At 41.4% G+C, this 24,233-nt stretch carries 18 protein-coding genes and 1 tRNA gene; 2 read left to right on the top strand and 17 right to left on the bottom strand.

What is annotated here, in order from left to right; translation table 11 throughout:
* Positions 1–2: 2 nt before the first annotated feature.
* The 4 genes from JO154_RS05460 to JO154_RS05445 all read right to left on the bottom strand — a co-directional run bounded on the left by JO154_RS05460 (position 3) and on the right by JO154_RS05445 (position 5,114).
* Entirely contained in the window at positions 3–2,615 is a 2,613-nt protein-coding gene (locus JO154_RS05460; RefSeq protein WP_291942635.1) for a TonB-dependent receptor, read from the bottom strand.
* Between the two features lie 82 nt (positions 2,616–2,697).
* Entirely contained in the window at positions 2,698–3,711 is a 1,014-nt protein-coding gene (locus JO154_RS05455; protein ID WP_291942633.1) for a FecR family protein, read from the bottom strand.
* 59 nt (positions 3,712–3,770) lie between these two features.
* Positions 3,771–4,337: an RNA polymerase sigma factor gene (locus tag JO154_RS05450; protein WP_291942631.1), complete on the bottom strand. Its 567-nt coding sequence runs from the start codon at positions 4,335–4,337 to the stop codon at positions 3,771–3,773.
* A gap of 390 nt (positions 4,338–4,727) precedes the next feature.
* Positions 4,728–5,114: a YciI family protein gene (locus JO154_RS05445; protein ID WP_291942630.1), complete on the bottom strand. Its 387-nt coding sequence runs from the start codon at positions 5,112–5,114 to the stop codon at positions 4,728–4,730.
* 305 nt (positions 5,115–5,419) lie between these two features.
* Here JO154_RS05445 and JO154_RS05440 point away from each other — a divergent pair, with 305 nt between their 5' ends.
* A complete protein-coding gene (locus JO154_RS05440; RefSeq protein ID WP_291942629.1) occupies positions 5,420–6,304 on the top strand; it encodes a hypothetical protein in 885 nt (294 codons plus the stop codon).
* A 54-nt stretch (positions 6,305–6,358) separates the two neighbouring features.
* Positions 6,359–6,934: a hypothetical protein gene (locus JO154_RS05435; protein ID WP_291942628.1), complete on the top strand. Its 576-nt coding sequence runs from the start codon at positions 6,359–6,361 to the stop codon at positions 6,932–6,934.
* A 618-nt stretch (positions 6,935–7,552) separates the two neighbouring features.
* Here JO154_RS05435 and JO154_RS05430 read toward each other — a convergent pair.
* From JO154_RS05430 to JO154_RS05370, 13 genes are all read right to left on the bottom strand, one after another.
* The gene (locus tag JO154_RS05430) at positions 7,553–8,872 is read right to left on the bottom strand and encodes an RHS repeat-associated core domain-containing protein (RefSeq protein WP_291942626.1); all 1,320 of its coding nucleotides are present in this window, start codon (positions 8,870–8,872) and stop codon (positions 7,553–7,555) included.
* 152 nt (positions 8,873–9,024) lie between these two features.
* Positions 9,025–9,714: a hypothetical protein gene (locus JO154_RS05425; RefSeq protein ID WP_291942624.1), complete on the bottom strand. Its 690-nt coding sequence runs from the start codon at positions 9,712–9,714 to the stop codon at positions 9,025–9,027.
* Positions 9,715–9,724: 10 nt separating this feature from the next.
* A complete protein-coding gene (locus JO154_RS05420) occupies positions 9,725–10,279 on the bottom strand; it encodes a hypothetical protein (protein ID WP_291942622.1) in 555 nt (184 codons plus the stop codon).
* 22 nt (positions 10,280–10,301) lie between these two features.
* The gene (locus tag JO154_RS05415; protein ID WP_291942620.1) at positions 10,302–10,829 is read right to left on the bottom strand and encodes a toprim domain-containing protein; all 528 of its coding nucleotides are present in this window, start codon (positions 10,827–10,829) and stop codon (positions 10,302–10,304) included.
* 244 nt (positions 10,830–11,073) lie between these two features.
* Positions 11,074–11,508 (bottom strand): hypothetical protein, encoded by a 435-nt coding sequence (locus JO154_RS05410; protein WP_291942618.1) that lies wholly within the window; start codon positions 11,506–11,508, stop codon positions 11,074–11,076.
* A 5-nt stretch (positions 11,509–11,513) separates the two neighbouring features.
* On the bottom strand, positions 11,514–12,560 hold the full coding sequence (locus tag JO154_RS05405; RefSeq protein ID WP_291942616.1) for an RHS repeat-associated core domain-containing protein: 1,047 nt from the start codon (positions 12,558–12,560) through the stop codon (positions 11,514–11,516).
* Between the two features lie 291 nt (positions 12,561–12,851).
* Positions 12,852–13,109 (bottom strand): hypothetical protein, encoded by a 258-nt coding sequence (locus JO154_RS05400; protein ID WP_291942614.1) that lies wholly within the window; start codon positions 13,107–13,109, stop codon positions 12,852–12,854.
* A 7-nt stretch (positions 13,110–13,116) separates the two neighbouring features.
* Positions 13,117–17,439, bottom strand: a complete 4,323-nt coding sequence (locus JO154_RS05395; protein WP_291942612.1) for a DUF6443 domain-containing protein — start codon at positions 17,437–17,439, stop codon at positions 13,117–13,119.
* A 56-nt stretch (positions 17,440–17,495) separates the two neighbouring features.
* Positions 17,496–20,732: an RHS repeat protein gene (locus JO154_RS05390; RefSeq protein WP_291942611.1), complete on the bottom strand. Its 3,237-nt coding sequence runs from the start codon at positions 20,730–20,732 to the stop codon at positions 17,496–17,498.
* 150 nt (positions 20,733–20,882) lie between these two features.
* A tRNA-Lys gene (locus JO154_RS05385) sits at positions 20,883–20,956 on the bottom strand.
* A 114-nt stretch (positions 20,957–21,070) separates the two neighbouring features.
* Positions 21,071–21,622 carry a hypothetical protein gene (locus JO154_RS05380; RefSeq protein WP_291942609.1) on the bottom strand — a complete coding sequence of 184 codons (552 nt, stop codon included), beginning with the start codon at positions 21,620–21,622 and terminating at the stop codon, positions 21,071–21,073.
* Between the two features lie 106 nt (positions 21,623–21,728).
* On the bottom strand, positions 21,729–23,138 hold the full coding sequence (locus tag JO154_RS05375) for an MFS transporter (protein WP_291942608.1): 1,410 nt from the start codon (positions 23,136–23,138) through the stop codon (positions 21,729–21,731).
* A gap of 36 nt (positions 23,139–23,174) precedes the next feature.
* Positions 23,175–24,215, bottom strand: a complete 1,041-nt coding sequence (locus JO154_RS05370; protein ID WP_291942605.1) for a bifunctional transcriptional activator/DNA repair enzyme AdaA — start codon at positions 24,213–24,215, stop codon at positions 23,175–23,177.
* Positions 24,216–24,233: the final 18 nt, after the last annotated feature.

Genomic DNA, 24,233 nt, shown 5'->3' with positions numbered 1-24,233 from the left:
ATTTAAAATTTCAGGCTATAAGAAATACTAGGCATAAAAGGAATCAGGTTAACTGCTGTGAGCCTTGCCTTCGGACGCCCCTCCTCATATTTGTCGAGGTAATAGAAGAAAGGATTAAAGCGATTATACACATTGAGTAGACTGATATTCCAGGTACGTACTAATCCGTTCTTTTTGTACTTAATAAAATTTACCCCCACATCCAACCGGTGATAAGCATTGATACGGGCATTATTACGTTCATTAATGCGGGATACCCCAGGGGCCCAATCATGGGCGCCATTCTCAGAAACGGGACCGTTCACGCCCTCATAGGATGCCACAGGAACGGTGAAAGGAGCAGCGCTCTGGAAAGTCCAGGAACCAGAGAGCTCGATACCTTTCCGTAGCTTATATACCCCCACGATGTGGAAGTCGTGGCGACGGTCGTACTTATAAGGGAACTCCAATCCATAGTTTACCTGTGGATTGCGGCGGTTGGCCCAAGAGAGCGTGTATCCCACCCAACCTGTCAATCTGCCGATTTTCTTTTGCAGCAGCAGTTCCATTCCATATGCTTCTCCTTCACCGGCTGCTACGAGGTCTTGCCAGGCATCTCCCCTACTGCTGGTCAGGTAATCAGCACCTTCTTTATATTCAATCACATGGTGCATCCTTTTGTAATAGGTTTCTGCAGAAAATTCAAATTTATCATGAAAGACATTTTTTGCTATCCCTAATGCAAACTGGTCCGACTCCTGCGGTTTCACCTTATCGGTAACGGGTACCCACAAATCGGTAGGTAAGGAGATGGAATTATTGGCCAGTAGATGAACATATTGCGTCATGCGCGAATAGGAGGCTTTCAGCGCCCAGTCGCCCGGCAGAAGATATCGAACATTCAAGCGTGGTTGTAGGGAATGATAAAAACGATGCTCTACATTAAATGCGCTAAGATGTAACCCGATATTGAGTTTCAAACGGCGGGATACCTCCCAGTCATCTTCTGCATACATGTCCATTTCAGCGGCGTGAATATTTCGGTTGTTGTTGACAGAGTCCACTGTTACCTGCTCTTTCTCTGTTTGTTTAGACCGCAAGGCGCCAGGGGTGAAAATGCGGAACATATAAGAGGCGCCGGTTTTAATCGCATGTGCGGGTTTGGGATGATACTCAAAATCTGCTTTTGCGCCATAGTCCTTGATGCCGGAATGCAATTGCTGCAAATCGGAGAAGCCTTCACCCTTAGTTGTTCCTACTTGTGAAAAATCAGAGTTGAAATGATAATCGCTGCCGATGAGCATCACGTTGGAGAAGAGTTTCGGAGAATATACGTGGTTCCATCGTACCGTACCCGTGTAATTACCCCACAGAATACCAGCGTCTGAAACATAATCTTTGCTACCATTTAGACTGTTATACCTGTATCGTGTTTGCATTTTGTCCCGGCCGGAATAAAAGCTGAAGTACAGTTTATCTTTATCGGAGAACTTATGATGTAGTTTCGCATTGATATCATAAAAATTCAACCTCAGTTTTTCCGGAGGATTATTTTGGCTATTGAAGTATGCCTTTGCGGCGAGATCGGGATAAGATCTGCGTGCAGAGATCAAGAAAGTTGTTTTACCTTTTTGGATAGGCCCTTCCAGCGTAGCTTGTGCAGAAAGCAGACCTATGGAAAAGTCGCCATGCATTTTATTCATATCACCGTCTTTGGTAGCGATATCCACCACGGAGGACAATCGTCCGCCATACCGTGCTGGAAACGCGCCTTTATACAGGGTTACATCTTTCACAACATTCGTATTGAATGTCGAAAATATCCCCATCAGGTGCATCGGATTATAAAGTGGGGCGCCATCTAGCAGGATGAGGTTCTGATCGGGTGTTCCACCACGTACTAATAGTGCGCTCGTAGCTTCCGTTCCTTGTTTGACGCCTGGCAAGAGTTGCAGCGTCTTGAACAGGTCTGCCTCTCCGAATAGGCGGGGTGTAGACTGCACCATGGCGGCCGACACGTTCATGCGGCTCATCTGGGCAGATGTGGCTATATCCTCCGTCTGTTTGCCCCGTATCGTGATTTCCTCCAATTGGCGGTTGAGCGCTTTCATTCGGAAGGTCATGCTTTCTTTAGTGATCGCCACGATGGTATCCAGGCGCTGATACCCCATATAGGACAACAATACCCGGAGGGAATCCGTTGGTAAAGTGATGCTATAAAACCCGTAGGCATTGGTGACAGTACCCGCCTGGAATTGCGGTGCAGCCAGCGAAACACCGATCAATCTTTCACCGGAAGCAGCATCCTCCACGTACCCGCTGAGTGTATGGTCATGGTTAGGAGCCGGACCGATAATGATATGATCTCCTTTTACTTTGAACATCAGCGGAGTCCCTTTCAGCAGGTCTCTGCAGATGGTTTCCAGCGGCGTATCCTTGTAGGTATGTGCTTTAACGGTAACGGATTGTATTCTCGTATACTCGTAGGAGAAATGGACTTTGCTTTCTTGTTCCAAGAGCTTAAGGGCTTTCTCCAGCGAAGTAGCGGGAATATTGATACTAAGCTTTCTTTCATTTTGCTGGCCTACCGCAACCAGGCTATATGCTAAGAACAGAATGGTGAATATTCGTTGCATTGCGCGATTTCATTTTTTAAAGGCATAGTTATCCCCTGCCGCAATTGCAGCCGTTGATAGGGTTTGATCCTATGGTAAGTGATTATTGTTGTATGCCGGAGATAGTTACCCGGCCATTACTAAGCGTATAAGTCATGCCACTTAAGTCTTTCAGCATTTCCATTACTTCCTCCAGCGGCGTATTTTTGTCTATCTGGAGGTTGAAACGGTAGGGAGACATCATCTCTCTATCATACACTACCTCCACTTGGTAACGGTTTTGCAGCATTCGCACCACTTCGGCAAAGGACACGTTTTGCAACGTGAGACCTCCTTGACGCCAGGTATCGTCCTGCTGAATACCTTCATTACGTGTAGCCGTCTGCGTTGCCAACTGGTATATGACCTCTTGGCCAGCTTTCAGTACCCCTAGTACCTGGTTGCTATCGGACACCTGGACCATACCGGATTCCACATTTACTTGTATAAACGCTAAACCATGGTAGGCTTTCACACTGAATTCTGTTCCCAATACTTTTGCCTGTACACCCGCATCCGTACTGACGATAAAAGGATGTGATGCGCCTGGCGCCACGGAGAAGTGAGCGAGACCGTCGACGATTTGTACATCTCGGCTTTTCTTCCCGAAGTGATTAGCATAACGTAACCTAGACCCTGGTTCCATCCAAATAGCAGAGCCATCTGGTAGTTTCATGTAATACATATTCCTGCCTGCAGGAGCGGTTACTTCTGTATAAGACTGCGGTTCGGTATCTCCTTTGAAAAGGTACATCAAACCACCTGTTGCGATCAGCACTAGGATAGCCGCAGCTACGCGTCCATACATACGCCGGATAGGCCTTTTCTCCGGCATCGGTTCGGATAGTACAGGTTCACTAGGAGGTACAGGTTCCATTTCTGCCTGAATAGCAGCGAAAATCCCTACTTTCATGGATGCCCCTATCTCCTTCCGCTCAGTGGCATCGTCAAACACATGATCATCCGCAGGAAATGCCGCATACCATCTTTCTAGGACAGCGTTTTCTTCGCTCGTCAGCGTGCCGAGCGCGTGCTTTTCAAGCAGCAGATCGATGGTGTGTTGATCAGGATGACTCATATGCTGTTGTTTAATAGACAATCCTCAAATACCGGTAGTACTATGTGGAAGAAAAAAAATTAATCAAAAAGGAAATTTCCCAGTCCTGCCCGCAATTTTTTAAGTGCGGTGGAAAGCTGGTTTTTAACGGTTTGCTCTGAAAGAGCGTGTTTTTCGGCAATTTCACGGACAGAAAGGCCATGGTCTCGGCTATCGATGAACAACTGTCGCATTTTTTCGGGTAGCCGTTGCAGTTCCCTTTGGTAACTGGCCTGTAAATCAGCGCTAGCGATAGACTCCTCCGTTGAATGGGTGATTTCCGGCAGTTCTCGGCCTGCCAGCAGACGGTACTTCTCCCTGGCTTGTTCCGATTTCAAGTGGTTCAATACTCTAAACTTAACAGCTATACGAAGATAAGCTGCTACAGATTCCGTGATTTGTATCTGTTCTCTTTTCTGCCAACAGAAAATAAATACCTCTTGTACAATATCTTTGGCGGCGGATTTGTCGTACAAACGCCAATAAGCGCTTTCATACAGGGTTTCCCAGTATCGTTCGTATATTTCTCCGTAAGCTTGTAGATCGCCCTTCCGGACAAGCTGCCACAACTCAATATCCGGCGTTTGTTGAAGAATAGGTGTAGACATGTAAGGGAATAGCTTCAGCGGCAAAGGTAGGAAAACACTTGTTAAAAGTTACTTAATTGCGTTCAATGTCAATACAAGGCGCCACCATTCATCTACACATCGTCCTCCGTCTTCACTAACATTCACATATCCTATCGGTAAATTATCCGTTTTCAAGCAAATGGCATATCGGAAACCAACAGGTGTTTTATAAGTCTTTAAATATTTTTCTTGTAAAATAATGCGTTGCTTCCGCTTTTGTTTCAAAGGGAAATAAAGGGAGAAATGTATTTACATCTTCGTCATTAATGATATTAAAAAGTGCGTCCACATCGTTTTCAGAAACTCTACGCAAAATCAAACATGTGGTCTGAATTTCTGGTGTATTGCTTATGTTATGTTGACTATTGCTCATGATCCTTTTGGATAAATAAAATTTGTTTGTGCTTCTTTTGTTTTTATAGGTCTTATCTCAATACTTGCAGAGGGTACAAATGCAAATTCAGGATTTTGCATAGCAATTTCAATTGCCTCGTCAACGCTATCCGCCTGGATATGATAATAGCCTACTTGTATTTCTTTTGCAGGGTCAATAATAGCAGTATGCCAGTCATTATTTGTTCTCGAAATAACGCAACCTTCTCGTAGGAGTGGTTGTGCCGCTATTAGTTTTCCCTTAGACTTTAAATGCTCGATATACACCTCGCATTGTTTAATAAATTTCAGATGCTCATCGGCTGTAAGGCTGGCTTTTGCATCGCCTGCATTCCGTATATACAACATAAATTCACTTGCCATAAAGTATGTTTTATATGTTGAGAATTAACTGAAGTATAAAAGTAATTTGCTGCTACCACTGTTGTTAAATTACAGCAGGTATTAAGCATTCGCTATGCTTAGATCAGTCCGTTTACACAAATGCCCTTAATAGCCCATGAAGGTACCAAATTTTACGCATTACCTTAAATAGCCCATTTCTACCTAATCAACTTTTCGAGCTCTTAAAATGTTCGTTTAAATAGCCTTTTTATAGGAAGAAAAATTCCATATATCTCCTACTGTCCCTATCTTTGGGCATAATTTCAAACACCTATACCTGATCCATGAAAAAACTAATCCCCATTGGAGTAGCATTATGCTTAGGCGCATTTATGTTCAGTTGTTCCAAAGAAATGTCAAAACCCAATGACCCTACCAATCCAACTACTCCTCCTACGGGCGGTGGCAACAATTCCTGTAACAATGTGAAGATGAATGTTACCAAGATGTATAACCCTTCTAATGACAATGAAACGGTGATCATCAGCTATGATGCCGCTGGGAAAGTCAGCAATATCAATATGGGCCAGTTCTTTCACGAAGAGCAAAAAATATCTCTCCGCTATGATGCCAACAATAAAATAACAGGCAGTACTGTTCTTTCCGGCTACGATAACATACCAGATACCTTAACCTATCATTACAACCAGGCCGGTCGGATTGATACCATCTACTCCCAGAAGAAAGGACGTGGTATCTTTCAATATGATGCATCAGGCAGGGTGATTAAATCTGGTAGTTGGGGCAATAAGGATGCTAATGGAATGGAGCATGGTTACTATTATCAAACTACCTACGATGATAGTAAAAATACTGCCGATGTAGTATTGTACGAAACGCCTTGGAACCAAACAGGACCTTACGCTAAAGTAACTGCCTACACCTTCAAATATGATGACCGGAAAAATCCATTTGCGTCGCTGGCTATCCATTGCTATTTCATGGATTTAGACACCTGGGAACTCAATATCCTCAAGCTGATGGGCGCACATAACGTAACAGATGCGACGTTAACTTATTCTTCCTCTGGCATGACTACTCCCTATACAACTGGCTTTTCTTATAAATACAACGGTAATTGCTATCCTGATGCTGGCAATAGCACCCTATTTGGTATGGTGTTATTCCCTGGCAGTAGTGCCGATCGTATCTTTGAATACAAAAAATAATTGGCTGCGCACCTTGTTTAAAGGTGCGCAGTTTCTTTTTATCCAGTGAATTGAATGAAAGCAGGATTCGAGTTATTTAAAACACGCAGACATGATGACCGTATTGATATTGCCGCATTAGAGGCACAATACAACATCCAACTACCGCCATTATACAAGCTATTTGCATCCACCTTCCATCTCGATGATTATCCGCCTTTTACCGATCAATATTACGTCCCCCATTTGGACCAATACCGGTATACTGGAGACATCGCCTACCTCCCACTATACGATGACGAGGAAAACAGATTGCACCTGCTTTTAGATAACATAGAATATGCCCTAAGAACTCATAAAAATTGCTTTGCTACAGAAGTGGAATGGCAAAAATTTGGCTTTTTCAGGATTGGAGGGATTGGTATGGGCGGAGGACTGTTCGTTGGTACCAGGGAAGAAAATAATGACCGAATTTTTCGCGTACGATGGGACTGGCCGCAGGAATATGATGATATCTGTGATAATATATTTGAGCTCGTACGAGGACTTACCATGATATATGACCCCAACGATCCGCCGGCATTTATTAGCAGCTATGATCAACTATATAAAAACTGGGGAGATGAATTTTGGCGGATAAAGACCGATTAAATGTTAGAGATAGCAATAGGGTGAGACGCGGTTCAAAAGTATGGCACTGATTGTACCTCCAAGAAAGAGGGTAGTAAAAAGTCCTGAACGACTTAACTCCTTAAAGCATCTACCCCTCTTAGCACTGTCCTATAACTACTCCATAAAAATCAAAAACGTATTGCAATAAAAAAACCGCAGATAAGTGCGGCTTTTCTATTTTATTATGCTTTTGGTCTTAGCTTATTTCGGTTAACTAAACAAATAATCAATACAAAGCCAAATAGCGAGATAAAATGTATCAGCAGATTATTATCATGCAGCTAATCCCTTTTTTTATATTTCTTATTAAATCTATTGTCAAAATTCGATGATCAGATATCAAAGAAACAAGGTTAAGTAAAATCATGCATATCAATCCATCTATAACAATCTTCGCAGCATGCCCGATTGATAATCTTTCGACAAGTATACTTATCAGTGGATATAATATTAGCCCCAATAATAATCCTTCAATGTAAAACCATAATAAATAAGAAAATATCTCAGTTGAAAAAAAATTAAAAAAATACTTAATACCTATTACTACCAACAGGCAGCATGCATAGTATATTGATATAAATTTTGCAGAAGCTTTCATTACTTAACAGTTACAAATGTTCGTCTTTCAGATTTTGTTTTAACCCATTCTCCATCATCATTCTTGTTATAAACATCTACGTTAGTATAGACCGCATTAGCCTGAACATTTCTTCCAAAATGTCCATTGCTTTCACTAATATAATCATTAATTGCCCCTACTTGATTCCCTGCTACACTAAATGAACCTACTTCTTCTCTAATTCGTATCTCGGTTTCAAAAATTGCACTATTTTGCTCTGTACTGCCTCTTGAATCTGCAACGTAATTAAATGTAAACATATCAATCTTGCCCTTAAAGTTTAAACTCTTTCCCAAGGCGCTGGATAAGTGACTTGCATAAGTCTTATACAAACCTGGTCTATTAGCAATTTTATCAGGAGCATGCCCTCCTTCCCCTTCAAAGGCATGTCCATGGCCAGTACTATACATGGTGTTGGGATCGTCTAGCCTCGTGTGTGCATAACTATCGCCTAATCTATGCAATGCCAAACCAAGAGTTAATGTTGTTTTAGCATCTTCCACCATATCCGCTGATTTCATTCTCTCATAAGTTGAAGAACCTCCCGTCAAGGCGTGAACGGCTCTTTGATATGTAGGATCCATCCATGAAGGATTCTCTGCATAGGCATCTCCATTCGCATACATTCTATTATCCCATCGTTCGGTATGATGTGCGATATTAAAGGCATACTTACTACCCATCATTGTTGCCATTAGATAAACTGTCCAAAAATGTCCATCTGTTTCATAGGCTCCATTAGGATCAATATATCTAACCGGATTATTAAATCCATATCTATAAGGTGACAAACCAAAGCTCTTTTCAGTTGACGGATCTACAACATGCCATCTCCCTATCTGCGCATCATACATTCTGGCTCCATAGTCATACCACTCCAGTCCTGAGCCATCTCCGAACTCCCTACTTTGTAGTTCTTTCCCATTGTATTTCATACGGTTCTCCGCATAGTTACTCCCCTTCAACGCATTGGAAGATATCCCCGCCATCGTCAACCCAAACGGATAATAATGCGACTCTTCCAACAACGGCCCGCTGCCATGAGTAATTACCAGGTTATCGAAGTATACATCTTCATTACTCTCAATCGTTGTATAAATATAAACAAATCCACTTTTCTTTAGGATGATATTGTCCGCACCGAGGGTCTGAACTACATCAGGAGCACCCTGTACCTGGCGCGAACCACTATTATTATCTACCAGTTTGAACTGATCATCGAAGGTCGCGAAAGTGATATATGCCCTAGGCTTGTCTGGCAGATTATGGCTGTTATCTTTCTCTATCAGATGACGCATATCTGAACTACTGAAATTAGTAGAGAGGTTATTGGAACCTATGGCCGAATATCCACTTGTACCTACTGGAGATCTTACATTTACAAAAAAAGCCGCAGGGCCGCGGCTTTCAATGATTCACTTAATTAATTCTTTGGTCTTCATGCCAAGAACTAAGAATTACCTTCTATCCTCGGTAGAATATCTTTTAACCGGCTCATTTCATCTGTAACATTATACATATCCCGATCTATTATTTGCTTTTCATATATGCCTATGAGTTCTTGCAACTGAGGATTATTATTGAGCTTTGCCGCTATAATGCCTTTTAAAATACGATAGTTATCATTTGACATATGTACTTTATATTCATTGGGCCTCGCATTAATAATTTTATCAACCATAGCCACGGTTGAATTATTCAGACAATAAGGGAAAGCAACTTCTTTAAATTTTCTTATTAATTGTTCTGCCACCAATGAAATATGTTCTTCTTCATATATACGCAGGTCAAGGCTTCTATTCCTATTTTCATATAATCCATCGGGATTTGCAATGATATTTGCAATACTATTCCCGATAGTTATAAAATTGGTATCGGTTTTAAGCTCTGTATTTAACGTTATCTCTTTATAAATTTTTTCTATTGCTTTTACATTAATCCATATATATGGCTCAATTAGAAAACCTTTTTCTCCTGTCTTGATTATAGTTCTATTATAAACAAGAAACTGATATGAAAAAATATTAGTGCTTGTTCTTTTGATAAATCCTTGTTCTTTATATGAAGGTTCAAATTCAAATGCCTTCAACTCAGTTGTAAGTAAATCTATTAGCTTTCGTAAAACTTCTTTTTGCGTCATTACTTCTTATTTATAACATTATAAAAGATGCAGATTTTGAATCCCATCTATATACACCAGTCTTAACTTTTGAAGGGTCAACTTTCAGTCCTTTATATGGACCAGCATTTTTACCGGACAAGCCCCCAACATCACCATCATTAAAAAATAACTTTTGTGCGTTTCTTAACCGACTATCATTGACTTTTGATTCAAATACCCCTACTACCTTACCTTCTTTGACTACTACAAAGTCAGCAATCATTGAAGCTCCATCCATTTTTATATTTACCTGTTCCAATATATCGGCTTCTTTAAATTGTGTTTCTAAAATTCCTCTAGTAAGTTTTTCGCCCTCCGCACCAATCTCATTTATGGATGTGAGACCATTAAATGGATTTTTAGCAAGAGCTCCTTCCTTAGCAAAGATTCCTTCCTTTAAAGGTGAAAGTGCCATTGCAATATCGGTTAATGCGTGTGCACCTACCGCATACTTTGTGAAGGCCTCACTACCAGAACTCCCATACTGCGCAGACAGATTTAATGCGTAATCAATCCCATTTTGGATTGGTGTTTGGGAAAGCATATGTCCTAACCCTTTTAAGGTTTCAACGGGGTGGCGCACTGCATGCACCGCTCCTTTTGCTACATTTAAAGCAGCCCCACCAGCACCAGCAACAAGACAGCTCCTGCCTGTCTTCCAGCAGTTTTAACAGTACATTACTATCATCATGGGATACCAGTACACTGTTTACATCTTCTCCATCAGGCAGCACCACCTGGCTGATCTTCACCCGTGGAACCAGTGACAATAACAGGTTGGCATGCTTGACAGTAGCAGCCCTTCCGCTTTCATCGCCATCCAGCATAAAGATGATTTCTTTAAGTGCAGGCAGGTTTACAATAGCCTGCTCATGTTCTGCTGTCAGCCCGTTGGTGCCATACAAGGCTAATACTTCATAGTCCATACTCAGCGCTGGCGCCTGTAACAGGCTGGCAGCATCTATCACGCTTTCGGTCAGTATCAGCCTTGTGGCGCCACTACTTGGGTAACAGGGATAAAGGCCAGACCGACCACTTAAATAAAAATGCCGCTCATTATCGTTATTACTAATACTGCGACCATATAAAGACATGATCTTATTTTCTGCATTCCGTAAAGGGAAGATCACGCATTCCCTGCCCCAGACCGTGTAACCCTGTACAGCACGGGATTTTAGCAGCCCATAAAAGAATTGAAGAAATTCAGGCAGTAGATCCTGATACCAGGGCTATATTATTTAACATCATTGATACCTATCTACGCGACTATAAAGCACGTAAAGCATATGCATAAAAAAACCGCAGCTCATAGCTGCGGTTTTTTTATGCATATGCTCATTATATACGTTTAAAGGTATGCATACTATTTCGATAGTATTCCTGGGTGAAAATCCCCACTTGTAGAGGCAAGTTAGGCATATCACCGCCTCCTTCAAAATAGAACGTTATCCCCAAGTCCATAAAGGTTAAGGAACTTGCATCACCATATATATCTTTAGATACCAACGATAAAGCATCATAAATTTGTTCGTAAGACATACTAAACAAATCAAGTCCATTGTATTCAACTTTCAACGGAGCATTCAATCCAATAAAACTAACCTTATCATCGTCGTAATCAGCTGTAACCTGATTATTTAAGAAATAATCAATCTCATCTCCTCCGCTTTTTCTACTCGAATACTTATTCTGATATTGTTCCCTAAGCTTTGCCCTTTCAGTGCCCAACATGATATCACCTGCACCAACAAAAGGAGTGATATTTATAGTCATAATTTCTATTTATTTAATCCTCTCTGTAATTTAGGCAGTAAAACATCTTTAAAATAATTCTCCATCTGCTTTATACCCTTCTCCATATCTTTTGTCGTAATATTCGCATCTTTTAGCATTTGAGGATTCTCCTTCATTACAACTCGTAAGTTATCCACTCCCATCTTAAATGCGTCTTCAAACTTCCCTTCATTCAGTAATCCTTGCTCAACCGCCCTATACTCCCTCGCTGATCTAGCTCCTCCAAAACTGCCTGTTTCTGCATGCAATGGCGTAGGTGTTTGTACTGCCGGTGCCTCACCTTTTTCTGCCTTACCTGTATTCTTCAAAGATGATGCAGATGGAATTTCGTGTCTATCAAAACCCTCTTTCCTTGGCAATGCATCCATCCTACCGCCTTCAACCGCTGGATCCTTCTGAAAAGCACGAGCTAAAGGCTTCAATCCCCCAGGCGCAAAACTCGCAATGGTATGTACTCCCGCATTGTCTCTTGCTGCCTTAATTGCAGGAGCATCTGATGCTTTACCTGTTGGAGCTACAGCCGGTTGAGACACAGTAACCAAGCCAATAACTATCGGTATTAGAATCCAAGGAAAATCACCGTTAGGATCAGAGAACCTAACTGGATTATCAAAATTAGATACATAAGGAGACCACATCTCCATTTTCTCAATCTTCGGATCTATCTGCCACCATCTCCCTATCTGTGGATCAAGATTTCTAAACTGCGCATCATATTGATTTAAATCCAGATCGGTAGTATGTTCTATACCATTATACTCTCTCCGATTCTTAGGATATTGTGTCCCCTTCAACGCATTCGAACTTATCCCCGCCATCGTCAGGCCAAAAGGATAATAATGCGTCTCCTCCATTAACGGCCCACTTCCATGCGTTACTACCAGGTTATCAAAGTATACATCTTCATTACTCTCATTCGTTGTATAAATATAAACAAATCCACTTTTCTTCATGATGATATTATCCGCACCAAGGGTCTGCAATACATCAGGAGTTCCCTGCACCTGGCGGGAACCACTGTTATCATCCACCAGTTTAAACTGATCATCAAAAGCAGCAAAAGTAATATATGCCCGAGACTTATCTGGTAGATTCTGGTTGTTACTTTTTCTATAAAATGGCGCATATCAGAGCTGCTGAAATTGGTTGATAGGTAATCTGAACTAATGGCTTCGACATCGACTTCACTGCATATACATTAAAAGCCGCGGGATTGACCTGCAGCTTTTAATGTATTAATAGTATTCAGTTAAGGAATCTTTAGACTACATACAAAGAGTCAACAAGTTACCTTCTCAGATGTAAAATAAGTTTAGCACCCGTTAAGTACCTGGTACACTATGACAATGAAGCTCATAAGAACATTTTTCAAAATCAAACTCAATCTTATCTTTCAATATTTTGTTTAACTGTTCGGCCTCTCTAGCGTTGATACCATAAACATAATACATTAATGGATCATCCGCATCAGGATGAAAAATTTCCTTAAGGTTCGCTAAAGATATAGGGTCAATATTCCGAAAAAAAACTTCTTCCTCTGTATCTAGCGAAAAGCAAATGATATCTCTTGTAACTTCCATATATTAATTATTTTTCCACAGATCTGCTTGGATCTGGTTCTTTTGTTTTTTCACCAGTATTAGGATCATATTCGCCTAAATGGTTTCTTCCTGATTTATCATACATCTCAACTTTACCATGAAAAGAATCCCATTCTAAAATTCTCCCATCTGGCATCTTCCATCTTTTCCTGTGAGATTTACGTGGAGCAGTCCTTGCAGAAGGGAATGCTGGCAGGTCCCTCGGGGCTGGAATATATTTCTTTAGCGGGATATAATCTGAGCTCCTCTCTCCATAGTTTGCTGGCCATACCAAAAGCATTAATGTCAATACAATCGGATTTGGAGGCGCGATCGTCCATTCTGGAATTGCTGGTGTTAAAGGAGCCAATGTCAATGGTAGAGCAATGTTTGCTGTTCCTGTATGACCATCAGATTTTTTAGGCTTTATACTGGTTACTGTCACAGTATTTAAAGTTCCACCATCCATTCCTGTTCCCGTCCAACCTGTTTGATTATTGTAGGTATAGTATGAGTTACCTCCTGTTTCTGAATTGGGTACAACATATACATCACCATTCACCGGCTTAGAAGGAGGCGGACCACCACTTGTAGTGTCCAATCCAGTAGGATCAGCATACAAAATCGGATTATTCATTCCAAAGTGATAGGGAGAAAGATCCCAATGATTCTCGGATAAATTATCCTGCTGAATGAACTTACCTATTTGTGCATCATACTGTCTGGCATTAAAGTCGTACAACTCCAGCGAGCTTCCGTCGTCAAATTCTTTCGTTTGTAGTTCATTTCCATTGTATTTCCTTCTATTCTCCGGGTAATTCGTCCCCTTCAACGCATTCGAACTAATCCCCGCCATCGTCAGCCCAAAAGGATAATAATGTGTTTCTTCCAATACTGGCCCTTCAGAATGTGCAACTACCAGATCATCAAAGTATACATCCTGGGCGGTTTCATTGCTGGTATAAATATACATAAAACCACTCTTCTCTATCACAATTTTATCCTGGGACAAGGTTTGTAGCTGATCAGGAGTAGCTTTCACCTGCTTGACGCCACTATTATCTTCTACCAGTTTAAACTGATCATCAAAAAGTACAAAATTTAAATAGGCTTTAGGTCGATCTATATCTGGATGCTGAGGGTTTCTTTCCTTTAGCTGCCGATAATCATTATTATAAAAATTGGTGGTGAATGGTGTACCATTTGCATCTTGGGAAACGCCATGGGTACCTGGTTGTGATTTCTGGCCACCAAATGCCTCCACCAGATCTGCCAGCATATTCTCAGCAGGTGCTGTACCGGCCTTCTTATCGCCAGGTCCTGTTGATTTATAGAAGGCTTTCACTCCAACCTGAATCGTGTCTCCCGACATTACACGCAATACGATAGATGGACCGATTTTTCTGCCTCCATCCTTTGCGGTGAGTTTTGCGACTGATTTATTCTGTGCCTCCGTTGATGGGTATCCTACAGGTTTATCTGCACGGGTAATATCAATATTGCTAAATAAGGCTGTCTCCTTTGCTGCTACCGGCGTTTCCATCGTAGCCGCATAAATATTACGATTGCTATTCTCTGTTAAGACCAGTCTGGTATTTCCCAGATGATCCTTTACAAAATAATCATAAATGTATGCAGGCTCCTGACCTGAAGCAGTTACCACCCTGATCCTGCCTTCCTCATGCGGGATTGTTTGCAGGGAATCATTCTGATATACAAACCCGGAAATATAATCTGTTACTACCGTTTTCTCTGGTGTTACTGTTCTATCTATTACAATTTTTTTCAGTTTGTTACCTGTCGCATCATAAGAATAGGTAATCGTGCCTTTTTGTGCTATATCAATACGAACAGGGAGATTCAAGTGATTGTAAGTAATGTTGGTAATAGCTTTATTTCCATCTGACACCATGTTTCCCATCAGATCATAAGCGTAATCATCTCCAGCGTTCTGACCATTTTTGAAATCACCTAATTTGGCGCTGACAGTAGAACTATCATAAACTGCCGCGAGTTTATTACTATTGGGTTGATAGGAATATGCCAACCTGTCTATCGATTGAATGGCAGTTCCTTCCATGCCCTGCTGTGCCATATGCAGGATATTTCCATTAGCATCATAGTTGATCCATTTTACAGAATAATCCACATTTTTATTACTCCACTGGCCAGATTCCAATTGTGTATAGGTTCCATTTGAGAGTCTATTAACCCTATCATACTCATAGCCAAAAGACCGGACCGTTTTATCATTCCAGCCCTTCCAGCGCACTCCCGCAATGTTTCCATTCACAGAAGGAATACTGTATCCATTATCATAACTGAGCTCCTGACCAAAATGTTGCGTGGTGCTTTGACCATTCAGATATTCTTTACTGATTCCACTTAACCATCCCCGAATATTATAGTCAAACGTCATTTCTTCCAATGCTGGATTACTGCCGTTGATACCCAACTTTTTACCGTTAAGACGTCCTAGTTCATCATAAGCATTCAATGCTATTGTTCTTTCCAGACCAGGATTATCATTCAGACGTTTCTTCACTGATTTTAGATTTCCTGCATCATCATATTCATTGATGGTTAACAGAGTCGTCTTGGGCTGCTGCGTACTTTTATTATTGGCATGACGAAGGTATGTACTTAGCAACTGTCCTTTAAAACTATACAGGCTGGTTAAAGTACTTCTGCCGCCGGAAGCATTGTCAGTTGTTGACTGGATAACCCGACCTTTATTATTATAATAACTAGTGGTGGTAAGCCATTGATCAGTATCCAACACTCTGATACGAATGCCTGTAACCAGGCCTTTAGTATCATTCGTTACGGTGGTATTATATTCAGGATATGGATGCTGACCAACTTCTGGTTTATTCAGATCTTCCGTTAAAACTGGATGAGCACCAGGAAAACTATAGTTATCATAAAATGTAAATGATAAAGGAGTAAGGGCAGATGCAGGAATGTCTGGCAATGGGCTACTCACTTCAATATTTACTTTTCCTCCATTACCCTGCGGATTAATAATAAAATCCTGTTCTGCCCCTTCATTCGTACTGAATCCCGGTAACAGTTCAATACTATTACCTGCCTCGTAGTCTGTTCTGTCATTTACCGCCGTTATGAGGTTTTCTATACCAGCAAAAACATACGATTGCGTGCTGTTTACATTTGTCGTAGCGTCCATTCTTGACTGCAAGTCCTCTCTTGTAGCAGCACTATTATAAAATGCTGTTTCCACAGGTCTGTTTATGGCATCGTAGAAGGTCACCAGCCATTTCCCCTGGACTTTTAAATTACCATCCCGTGTAAATGCAACCCGATCTCTCACATCATATACTGTTTCTTCAGCTTCCGCACCGGGTACTTTCTTTACAATTAATCGCTTACGGCCATCATAACTATATTGAAAGCACAAACCATTTTCAACCCTGGATACATCCCAGTTATCTGTAATTTTCTGAACTGCCAGTGGCGGTAAAACAAAGCGAAGATCGCCCTGATCATCATAGACATAATAGGTAGTCAGCCACCCCATATGGGCCTTTCCTGGATTATCTGCTGACTTTACCCTTTTGCAAATAACACGATTAGCCTTATCTACAAACGAAATTACCTGATTGGATGCTTCATCTATTGTTACATTCCTGAAGAGCTGTCCGGCACCATAAATGACAGTTGAAACCGGACGTTTATCACCCATTACCCATATACGAATAGAATCATCTATTGTATTCGTTTGGTATTGCTGTTGTACTGGATAACTTCCCCCCGTACTCGCCCAGGTATTTCCTGGGGAATAAGTATACAGCAAACGGCCTAACGGTGAAGTCTCTACGACATTCTGGGAATAGAAGATTTTCTCACCGGATAAATTCCTATTCAAATCAGGATTTTCATAAAACGCCTTCTGTGCATTAAATGGATCATTTTTAAATTCCCCATCATTTGTATTAGCAGAAGTCTGGACATACGGAAGGTATTTATAAATCTCCCGGCCATATGCATCATACAATACGGGTGTTACATAATCCTTACCAGTGGGACTCAACCCTTTGACAACAGTCTGCAATGGTCTGCCCAAACCATCCAGGAAAACGGTAGATTGCTTTACTTCCTTAATTGTTTTACCTGTCTCACTGACAGCCGCCGCATCTGTTAAAGGCTTATTAGGCTCCCAGGTACGTATAAAATTGAGATTAATTCCATTGTAAGTACCGGGAACAGGAGCGGGCGCCGCCAGCGTCCTACCTGCTTCATTTGGGATATTCTGTGCCACTGTACTCATTGCACAAATCAGCAGCGACAGGGTATAGAGATATTTTTTCAAGATTTTACTTTCTTTTGAGTGGATAGTTGACATGTTTCTAACCGAAGTAGGTATGGCTACTGTTGCTTCAGGACATACTCCATTTTTTTAAGAATATTGCCTTCTTTGTCTCGGACTAATAACAATCTCCCAAATTCATCATATTCATAAGTCGTGATATTTCCTCTGGCATCTGTTTCACTGGTGATGCCGAAAAGAGGCTTATAGGTATAAGTGAAGACTTGTGCATTGGTGTTGGCCAGTCCTTTCCTGATCTTATCCAGTTCCGCTCTCATTGCAGCATCTGTGGTAGCTGGATCGTTTAGGATTGCTGGGTTAATAAAACTGCTGACTGTATTATAGTCGCTCCCAAGAATTTTTGCTACAGGATAAAGGTTGGAATAACCCCAGACATATACTTCCATCACATCGTTGCGTTTGCGTTGTTGCAGAATATTTCCAAACACATCGTAGGAAATATAGTCCATCGCAATGCCATCGTTGGCATTATTCCGGATCATTTCAATGCTACGTGCCCTTGTACCGGAAGGTGTAAGCTGGAAATTACTATTGATGGCAGAAAGCAATCTGGAACTCAGATAATTCTCCTTTTTAAGCTCTACCCCAAGGATATTATTTGACAATAATGCCTGACGGGCTATTTCATCACTTCCTGTTAGTGTAAGTTCATATGGATAAAAAGAAACAGAACGATTCAATTCCCCGTTACTAGTTTGTGTAGCTACTTCCTTTACATGCTGGTGATCGTTATATAAATATGTTGTAGGGATCTCTATAACCTTTGATGCATCCTCCAGATCATAAACCCGTTCGGTTTTTGAGCTAACAGCAGACCAGGTAGGAGTTATAGTATAAGAGACGCTCACAGGGTATTTAATATATTTATTAACCCATTCAACTACCATCGCCTCAGGGTCTGTTTTGATCCCATACGTCATCAAATCATCTGCAGATCTATTATCATAATCATAATCTACAGATTTGACCAATTGGAATTTATTATTCTTAAACTGATAATCTTTTTTACTTTTCAATTGTCCTCTGAAATCTTCGGCGCTAATAGGAGGCGGGTATGGTAATCCGTACTGATTAATATCCCTGGCATAGGTATAGGTATAATTAGTCATACCTGTTTGCTCAGGGGCAGATGTCGTTACATACACATTTTTATATCCAACCAGGGAACCAGCGAAGTTCACCTGTTGCTGGGTACTGAAGGATTGCAGTCTGGCGACCGTATATTCGCAGGTATACTCCTTTGATAAAACAGGGTCCCATTTTACATTACTGACATCTATTTTATCTGCATAATTTAATCTACTGTCTGAGAAGATATCCCCTGATGAGGTATCTGACTCAGGGCTTACAGTATATCTGTATTTTTCTGTTAAGGGTATACTACCGGCATTTTCAAATGTTTTTATTTCCCTAATCCTTAATCCCCCAGCATAGGAATTGATTTTGGACTTATCAATTACCTTCCATGAAAGCAAGACATAAAAGTTTTGATAATTAGGAGGATTTTGATTGAAAACAGCCGTCAATACATATGTTCCGTTAGGTATATAATGATCCGAAAATGGATAAGTGATTGCAAAACCGAAATAAGGAGGTCCTTCTTTACGCTGTATATATACATTAGCACCGGCAGTTCCAGGAGGTACACCTAGCTCGCCGATCTCACCATCCAGGAAAGCACCTCCATTTGGATTGTTATTATTAAGAATTTTATCAGGTGGATTATTAACAGTAAACTCTACTTCATACCTGGCAGACGCTGGTAGATTATTCTCTTCCCCTATAGGAACATCATTATAGTCTGACTGCAAGACAGCATAGTCCTTTTTATATTGCAATGGCAAATTATCTGAATACGCGTCATTATTTTCATACACAAACTCCCTGTAACCACCCGTAGGAAAAACCATCTTCTTCAGGATCCCAAATTGACTAGAGTAAATATCTACATTTCTATCCGCGCCTCCTATAACGATAGCGTTATTATTCGTCCCTGTAATGGTAACAGTAGGAATCAGTGAATTATTGCTTAGCTTACCATTATAAAAACCCCAAAAGTCTTGTGCCATGGAGGTTCTGCAAGGAGGTACAATAAATTCCTCATACTCAAATGAGTAGGAATTTACCTTTTTATTGCTACTTATTTCCTGATAGCCAGAAAGCAACATCCACTTATTAGTACGATAGGTTACGGAGCCATTACAGCCAGAGGATGTTAAATACTTATGACCCAATACGGATTGCTTAATAATCTCTCCCCGATTATTCAGTATGATAATACTATCCAACGCATAGGATCCGATCAGATCCTGTCTATCTGTAGTGGCAGCTACAAATTTCACAGTCCCTCCTCGGAAATTAATACCGGTAAGTCTTTTACTATGCGTGGAAACTACTGCAATAGAAACTCCAGCATAAGGTGGGGGACTGTTTTCACCATCGCACATTTCGCCACTGAGGAACTGAAATTTTGTCTCATTGACAATCGATTGGTTGATCTGCGATTCATTTGCATAATCAAAACTAATCGTTTCTGTTTTGGCACTATTTTGAATGGATGAAATCATCCAGGTAGTGGTAACAGGATTACTGATGGCAAGGCCATTTCCTCCTGTTGTTTCAGCATCCAAACCGTTAAAATTATAGATGATGCCGTCTTCCCCTACAATCGTAAAGGAATTATTACCGTAGCTGATCTTTACATTACTCAGCGGGGTAGTAACAAACTTGTTCAGTTCCTGATTGTAATAAAATCTCCCACTGGCGCCATTAATATTGTAAGAAAAAATATCTGGGGCATTATCAGCCCGACCCGCTTTCATATCCGCCAGAAAATTCTTGTATTCTCCTACTCCACTTCCTCCAGCGAGGAGTCGGTCATACCACTCCTTAAAGGATCTGTTACCGAATTTTTCGAAAGCACCTCCGGGCGTTTCATCCGGAATACCATTTACGGATCTTGAAATACTTGGCAAGGTTCCCAGACTCCAGGACAAACCAATCCAGGTGGAAAGCCCCTCTACCTTATTTCCACCCGCATGGTAACTAAGGCTTAATGGCAACGACAAATCACCTGCATGAATAGTATACACTGGAATACTGATAGCAGGAATACCTGTAAAATAGTTTACAGGCGCATCAACGTACTTCTGCATTTCAGCAGCAGTAGGACTTAAAGGTATCACCTTGCGTAATTCAAGCTGGGCAACAACATTCAGATTGCATCCAAGGAATACTAACAGGAGGGATAAATGGGTAATAAAATTCTTGTTCATACTTAATATTGAACTTGTACAGGATATTTTTAGGTTCGACTTTAAGGTTAACCCTACTATTATTGACCAAAAACTGATGACATGAAACAAACAAGTTTATTTGCATAGTTTCCAAGCAGAGAAAGCTACTTATTTAGGTAACGTTATCTGTGATCCCGCTGGGACTCGCCTTCAGCGACCCATACATTAAAAGTGTATTGCTTTACCAACTGAGCTACAGAATCAGCAATAATTTTTTATCAATGTGGGGCGTGAAGATAAGGAAGTGATTTTGAAAATCAATCAATTGGGATGTACTTAAATAAATATTTCGTCTTTCTCTTTAAGCAATCATCCGCCTAAATACTCTGTGGCAGTGTATCATAGAGTATCACCAACACTACAATGGCAGGATATATCCAGGAAAAGTGCCGACGTATTTTTATCAATTTTCGCGTGGGAAATAATAAGCTGATCAGGCAAATCAACCATAAGATGGGTACCAGCAATGGTATTGGAAATAGGAGCAATAATAGTATCCTTCCGAATTTATCGGTACCATAGCAATCATCAAATTCCCTTTTCCAGAGCGGATCCAGGTGTTGTTGTGCAATGGCCTGCTGCCATGCATTTACATCTGTAAACTGTTGAATTGATTTCGTTTTTTCGTTGATGATGTATTGTAGTGAGTCTGCCGAGGCCACAATGTACCCTCTGTAGAAATAAAAATGTTTAAACGATACGGTAGTCGTATCCATTGTCAAAGTTATCCAGCCACCACTGGTTCCATCATGTGCAATCGTATTGTTGTAAGGCGTCATTTCTTCCCAAGCAGAAAGTCCACCTGCGAAGCTCCTAAAGGGGATCAATAAAAATAGGAATAAGCAGGTTTTAATCAGCATTTCACGCATAACGGGGCGGTTGTTTTACCGCGAAGATAACATTTCGTATATTCTCTTCTATTCCCTGCACAACTGGATAACTTTTTTCAAACACTGAAATATGTCCTTGCAATAGCTATCTTCTGGCCGCTATAGCAGGCAATCGGTACAGCATCCATGCCACCATCATCAAGCAGATAATCCCTGCAATAAGTCCAGACCGTAGTGCGGCGACATATATCTCCGGATGTTGTTTGGATTCCAACACCGCAAAAAATATCCCGCCAATAATACTAATACCCAGTCCGGACGCCGTTTGCTGAAAAGTGGAGAATATGCCAGAAGCCGCGCCCGCGTCTCCCGTTGATACATTATCCAACACTATATTCAACAAGAAAGGCAGTACCAACCCATTTCCAAGCCCATATAACGCGATAAACAATACCGTCCATAATGGATTTTGCCCACTACTGCTATAAAAAATATGTAGCAGAAAAGCCACCAGAATGATCAGCAGGCCCACTTGGAGTACACGCTTCCCATAGGTCACCAGCAATCGGGAAGCCACCACAGATGATAACATGAATAATAAAGCATGCGGAATAAAACAAGCGCCACAAGCCAATGCCGAGATACCCATCCCATTCTGCAGGAATACCGCCATCATCAATAGGTAGGCAGTATGCAACATAAAGTGAAAGAGCACCGCTAATAGCCCGATGTTAAAAGCTGGCAGTTTAAATAGTTGCAAATTAATTAAGGGGCCTTGGTTAGATATTTGTTTTTTCTTTTGGATATACACGAAAATATACAACAGTACAAATGATACCATCATCAGCAGAAAACTCCACCACGGCCATCCTTGTTCGCGCCCCTCGGTGATGGAATAGATCAAGCATCCCAATGCCCCCGTCAGCACGACTGCACCCGGATAATCAAATTGCACCTGGGTCGCCTTTTCCGTTTCTGGTAGGTAACGCCAGATGGCCCACATCGCAGCCGCTCCTACAGGCAAGTTGATAAAAAATATCAATCTCCAGCCAGTTATGACGAAATGGGTTGCCGACAAATAACCACCCAACATTTGCCCAATAATAGCAGCAATGCTTAGGGAGATGCCATACCATCCAATGGCTTTGGCTCTTTCATCGGCAACAGGAAACAATACCTGTATCAGCGATATAGATTGTGTTACCATAAATGCAGAGCTAATCCCCTGGAAAAAGCGGGCAATATTCAACTGTGTGGGTGTCTGACATATGCCACATAAACAGGACGTGAGTGTAAACCAACACATCCCCCAAAAGAATACTTTCTTTTTGCCGAGATAATCGCCGGCTCTGCCTCCAATAATTAAGAAACAGGCACTACCCAGTAAATAAGCGGCTACCACCAGTTGAACTTCTCCGTCGGTAGCATGTAGACTGTTTTTAATAGTGGGGATAGCTATGTTGACAATAAAAATGTCTATCACATATAAAAGTGGCGCGGTGAGGATAATCAACAGCGCATACCACTTGTTGATAGTGGTCGTAGAGGTTACCATAAAATAATTGTGTAAGGAAGGAAAGAGGTGAAAATGTTAAGAGTGGGATTTTTCAAAGTCCAGCAGCCATTTTTTGCGCCAGATACCGCCACCATAGCCAGTAAGCGCACCATCGGCGCCAATAACACGATGGCAAGGGATCAAAATGGATATTTTGTTCATACCGTTGGCATTGGCCACCGCCCTCACGGCATCAGGATTTCCCAAGGCAATAGCCTGATCTTTGTAGGATTTCGTAGTACCGTAGGGAACCTGCTGCAAAACCTTCCAAACAGATTGTTGAAATGCAGAACCTGGTGTAAACAAAGGCACCGTAAACGTTTTACGTTTTCCTTCGAAATACTCCATCAACTGTGTTTCGAGTGTATGGAAATGAGGATTGTCGCCTTGCACAATCGTAGCATTGAGGGTGCGTGCCAGGTATCGGAATTCCGTCTCCAGCATTTTTCTATCTGTAAACTCCAACAGGCAAATCCCTTCTTCCACCGCACAAGCGTACATAGTGCCTAAGGGCGTTTCCAAGCGCTTAAGATCAATCCCTCGTTGTGTCTTGCTCTTTTTGGGTGAAACGCCGAAAATGTTTTTAAAGGAATCTCCAAAACCACTCAGGGATTCAAAACCGGCGTCAAAAGCCGCCTCTGTGACGGACTCCCCCTGTTGGATTTTTTTAAACGCAGCATTGATCCGGAACATACGCTGATAGGCATGAAATGTCATACCATGATTTTTCATGAACCAACGTCGTATTTGATGTGGCTCTATTCCCCGTGTGATCAGGTCTGCATCCTTGTATTTGGTGCCGGGGCTGGCAGAAAGCTCCTGTAGCAAGAGGCGGATTTCTTCCGGTGTCTGGTTTAACTTTTCCAGCGGCTGACATACTTTACAGGGCCTATAACCCTTAAGGATACACTCTTTGGAGGTCTGGAAGAATTCAATATTTTCTGGTTTGGGTTTGCGGGCATGGCAGGACGGACGGCAGAAGATACCCGTTGTTTTTACCGCAGTAAAAAAAACGCCTTCAAACGCAACATCCTTTTCGATGGAAGCCTTATACATTCGGTCAAAACTCAGTTCCATATTCAATCTGTTTAATTA

This window comes from Chitinophaga sp. (assembly GCF_019236475.1).
Taxonomy (GTDB): domain Bacteria; phylum Bacteroidota; class Bacteroidia; order Chitinophagales; family Chitinophagaceae; genus Chitinophaga.
Note: the sequence above shows the minus strand (reverse complement) of the source record. Positions and strands in the feature narration are given on the sequence as shown.

Excerpts from the sequence above, each read along its gene's own strand:
- JO154_RS05435 (WP_291942628.1), top strand. The coding sequence starts at position 6,359 with ATGAAAGCAGGATTCGAGTTATTTAAAACACGCAGACATGATGACCGT.
- JO154_RS05425 (WP_291942624.1), bottom strand. The coding sequence starts at position 9,714 with ATGACGCAAAAAGAAGTTTTACGAAAGCTAATAGATTTACTTACAACT.
- JO154_RS05430 (WP_291942626.1), bottom strand. The coding sequence starts at position 8,872 with ATGCGTCATCTGATAGAGAAAGATAACAGCCATAATCTGCCAGACAAG.
- JO154_RS05455 (WP_291942633.1), bottom strand. The coding sequence starts at position 3,711 with ATGAGTCATCCTGATCAACACACCATCGATCTGCTGCTTGAAAAGCAC.
- JO154_RS05375 (WP_291942608.1), bottom strand. The coding sequence starts at position 23,138 with ATGGTAACCTCTACGACCACTATCAACAAGTGGTATGCGCTGTTGATT.
- JO154_RS05410 (WP_291942618.1), bottom strand. The coding sequence starts at position 11,508 with ATGACTATAAATATCACTCCTTTTGTTGGTGCAGGTGATATCATGTTG.
- JO154_RS05440 (WP_291942629.1), top strand. The coding sequence starts at position 5,420 with ATGAAAAAACTAATCCCCATTGGAGTAGCATTATGCTTAGGCGCATTT.
- JO154_RS05380 (WP_291942609.1), bottom strand. The coding sequence starts at position 21,622 with ATGCGTGAAATGCTGATTAAAACCTGCTTATTCCTATTTTTATTGATC.
- JO154_RS05445 (WP_291942630.1), bottom strand. The coding sequence starts at position 5,114 with ATGGCAAGTGAATTTATGTTGTATATACGGAATGCAGGCGATGCAAAA.
- JO154_RS05460 (WP_291942635.1), bottom strand. The coding sequence starts at position 2,615 with ATGCAACGAATATTCACCATTCTGTTCTTAGCATATAGCCTGGTTGCG.
- JO154_RS05450 (WP_291942631.1), bottom strand. The coding sequence starts at position 4,337 with ATGTCTACACCTATTCTTCAACAAACGCCGGATATTGAGTTGTGGCAG.
- JO154_RS05400 (WP_291942614.1), bottom strand. The coding sequence starts at position 13,109 with ATGGAAGTTACAAGAGATATCATTTGCTTTTCGCTAGATACAGAGGAA.
- JO154_RS05390 (WP_291942611.1), bottom strand. The coding sequence starts at position 20,732 with ATGAACAAGAATTTTATTACCCATTTATCCCTCCTGTTAGTATTCCTT.
- JO154_RS05415 (WP_291942620.1), bottom strand. The coding sequence starts at position 10,829 with ATGTCTTTATATGGTCGCAGTATTAGTAATAACGATAATGAGCGGCAT.
- JO154_RS05420 (WP_291942622.1), bottom strand. The coding sequence starts at position 10,279 with ATGCTTTCCCAAACACCAATCCAAAATGGGATTGATTACGCATTAAAT.
- JO154_RS05370 (WP_291942605.1), bottom strand. The coding sequence starts at position 24,215 with ATGGAACTGAGTTTTGACCGAATGTATAAGGCTTCCATCGAAAAGGAT.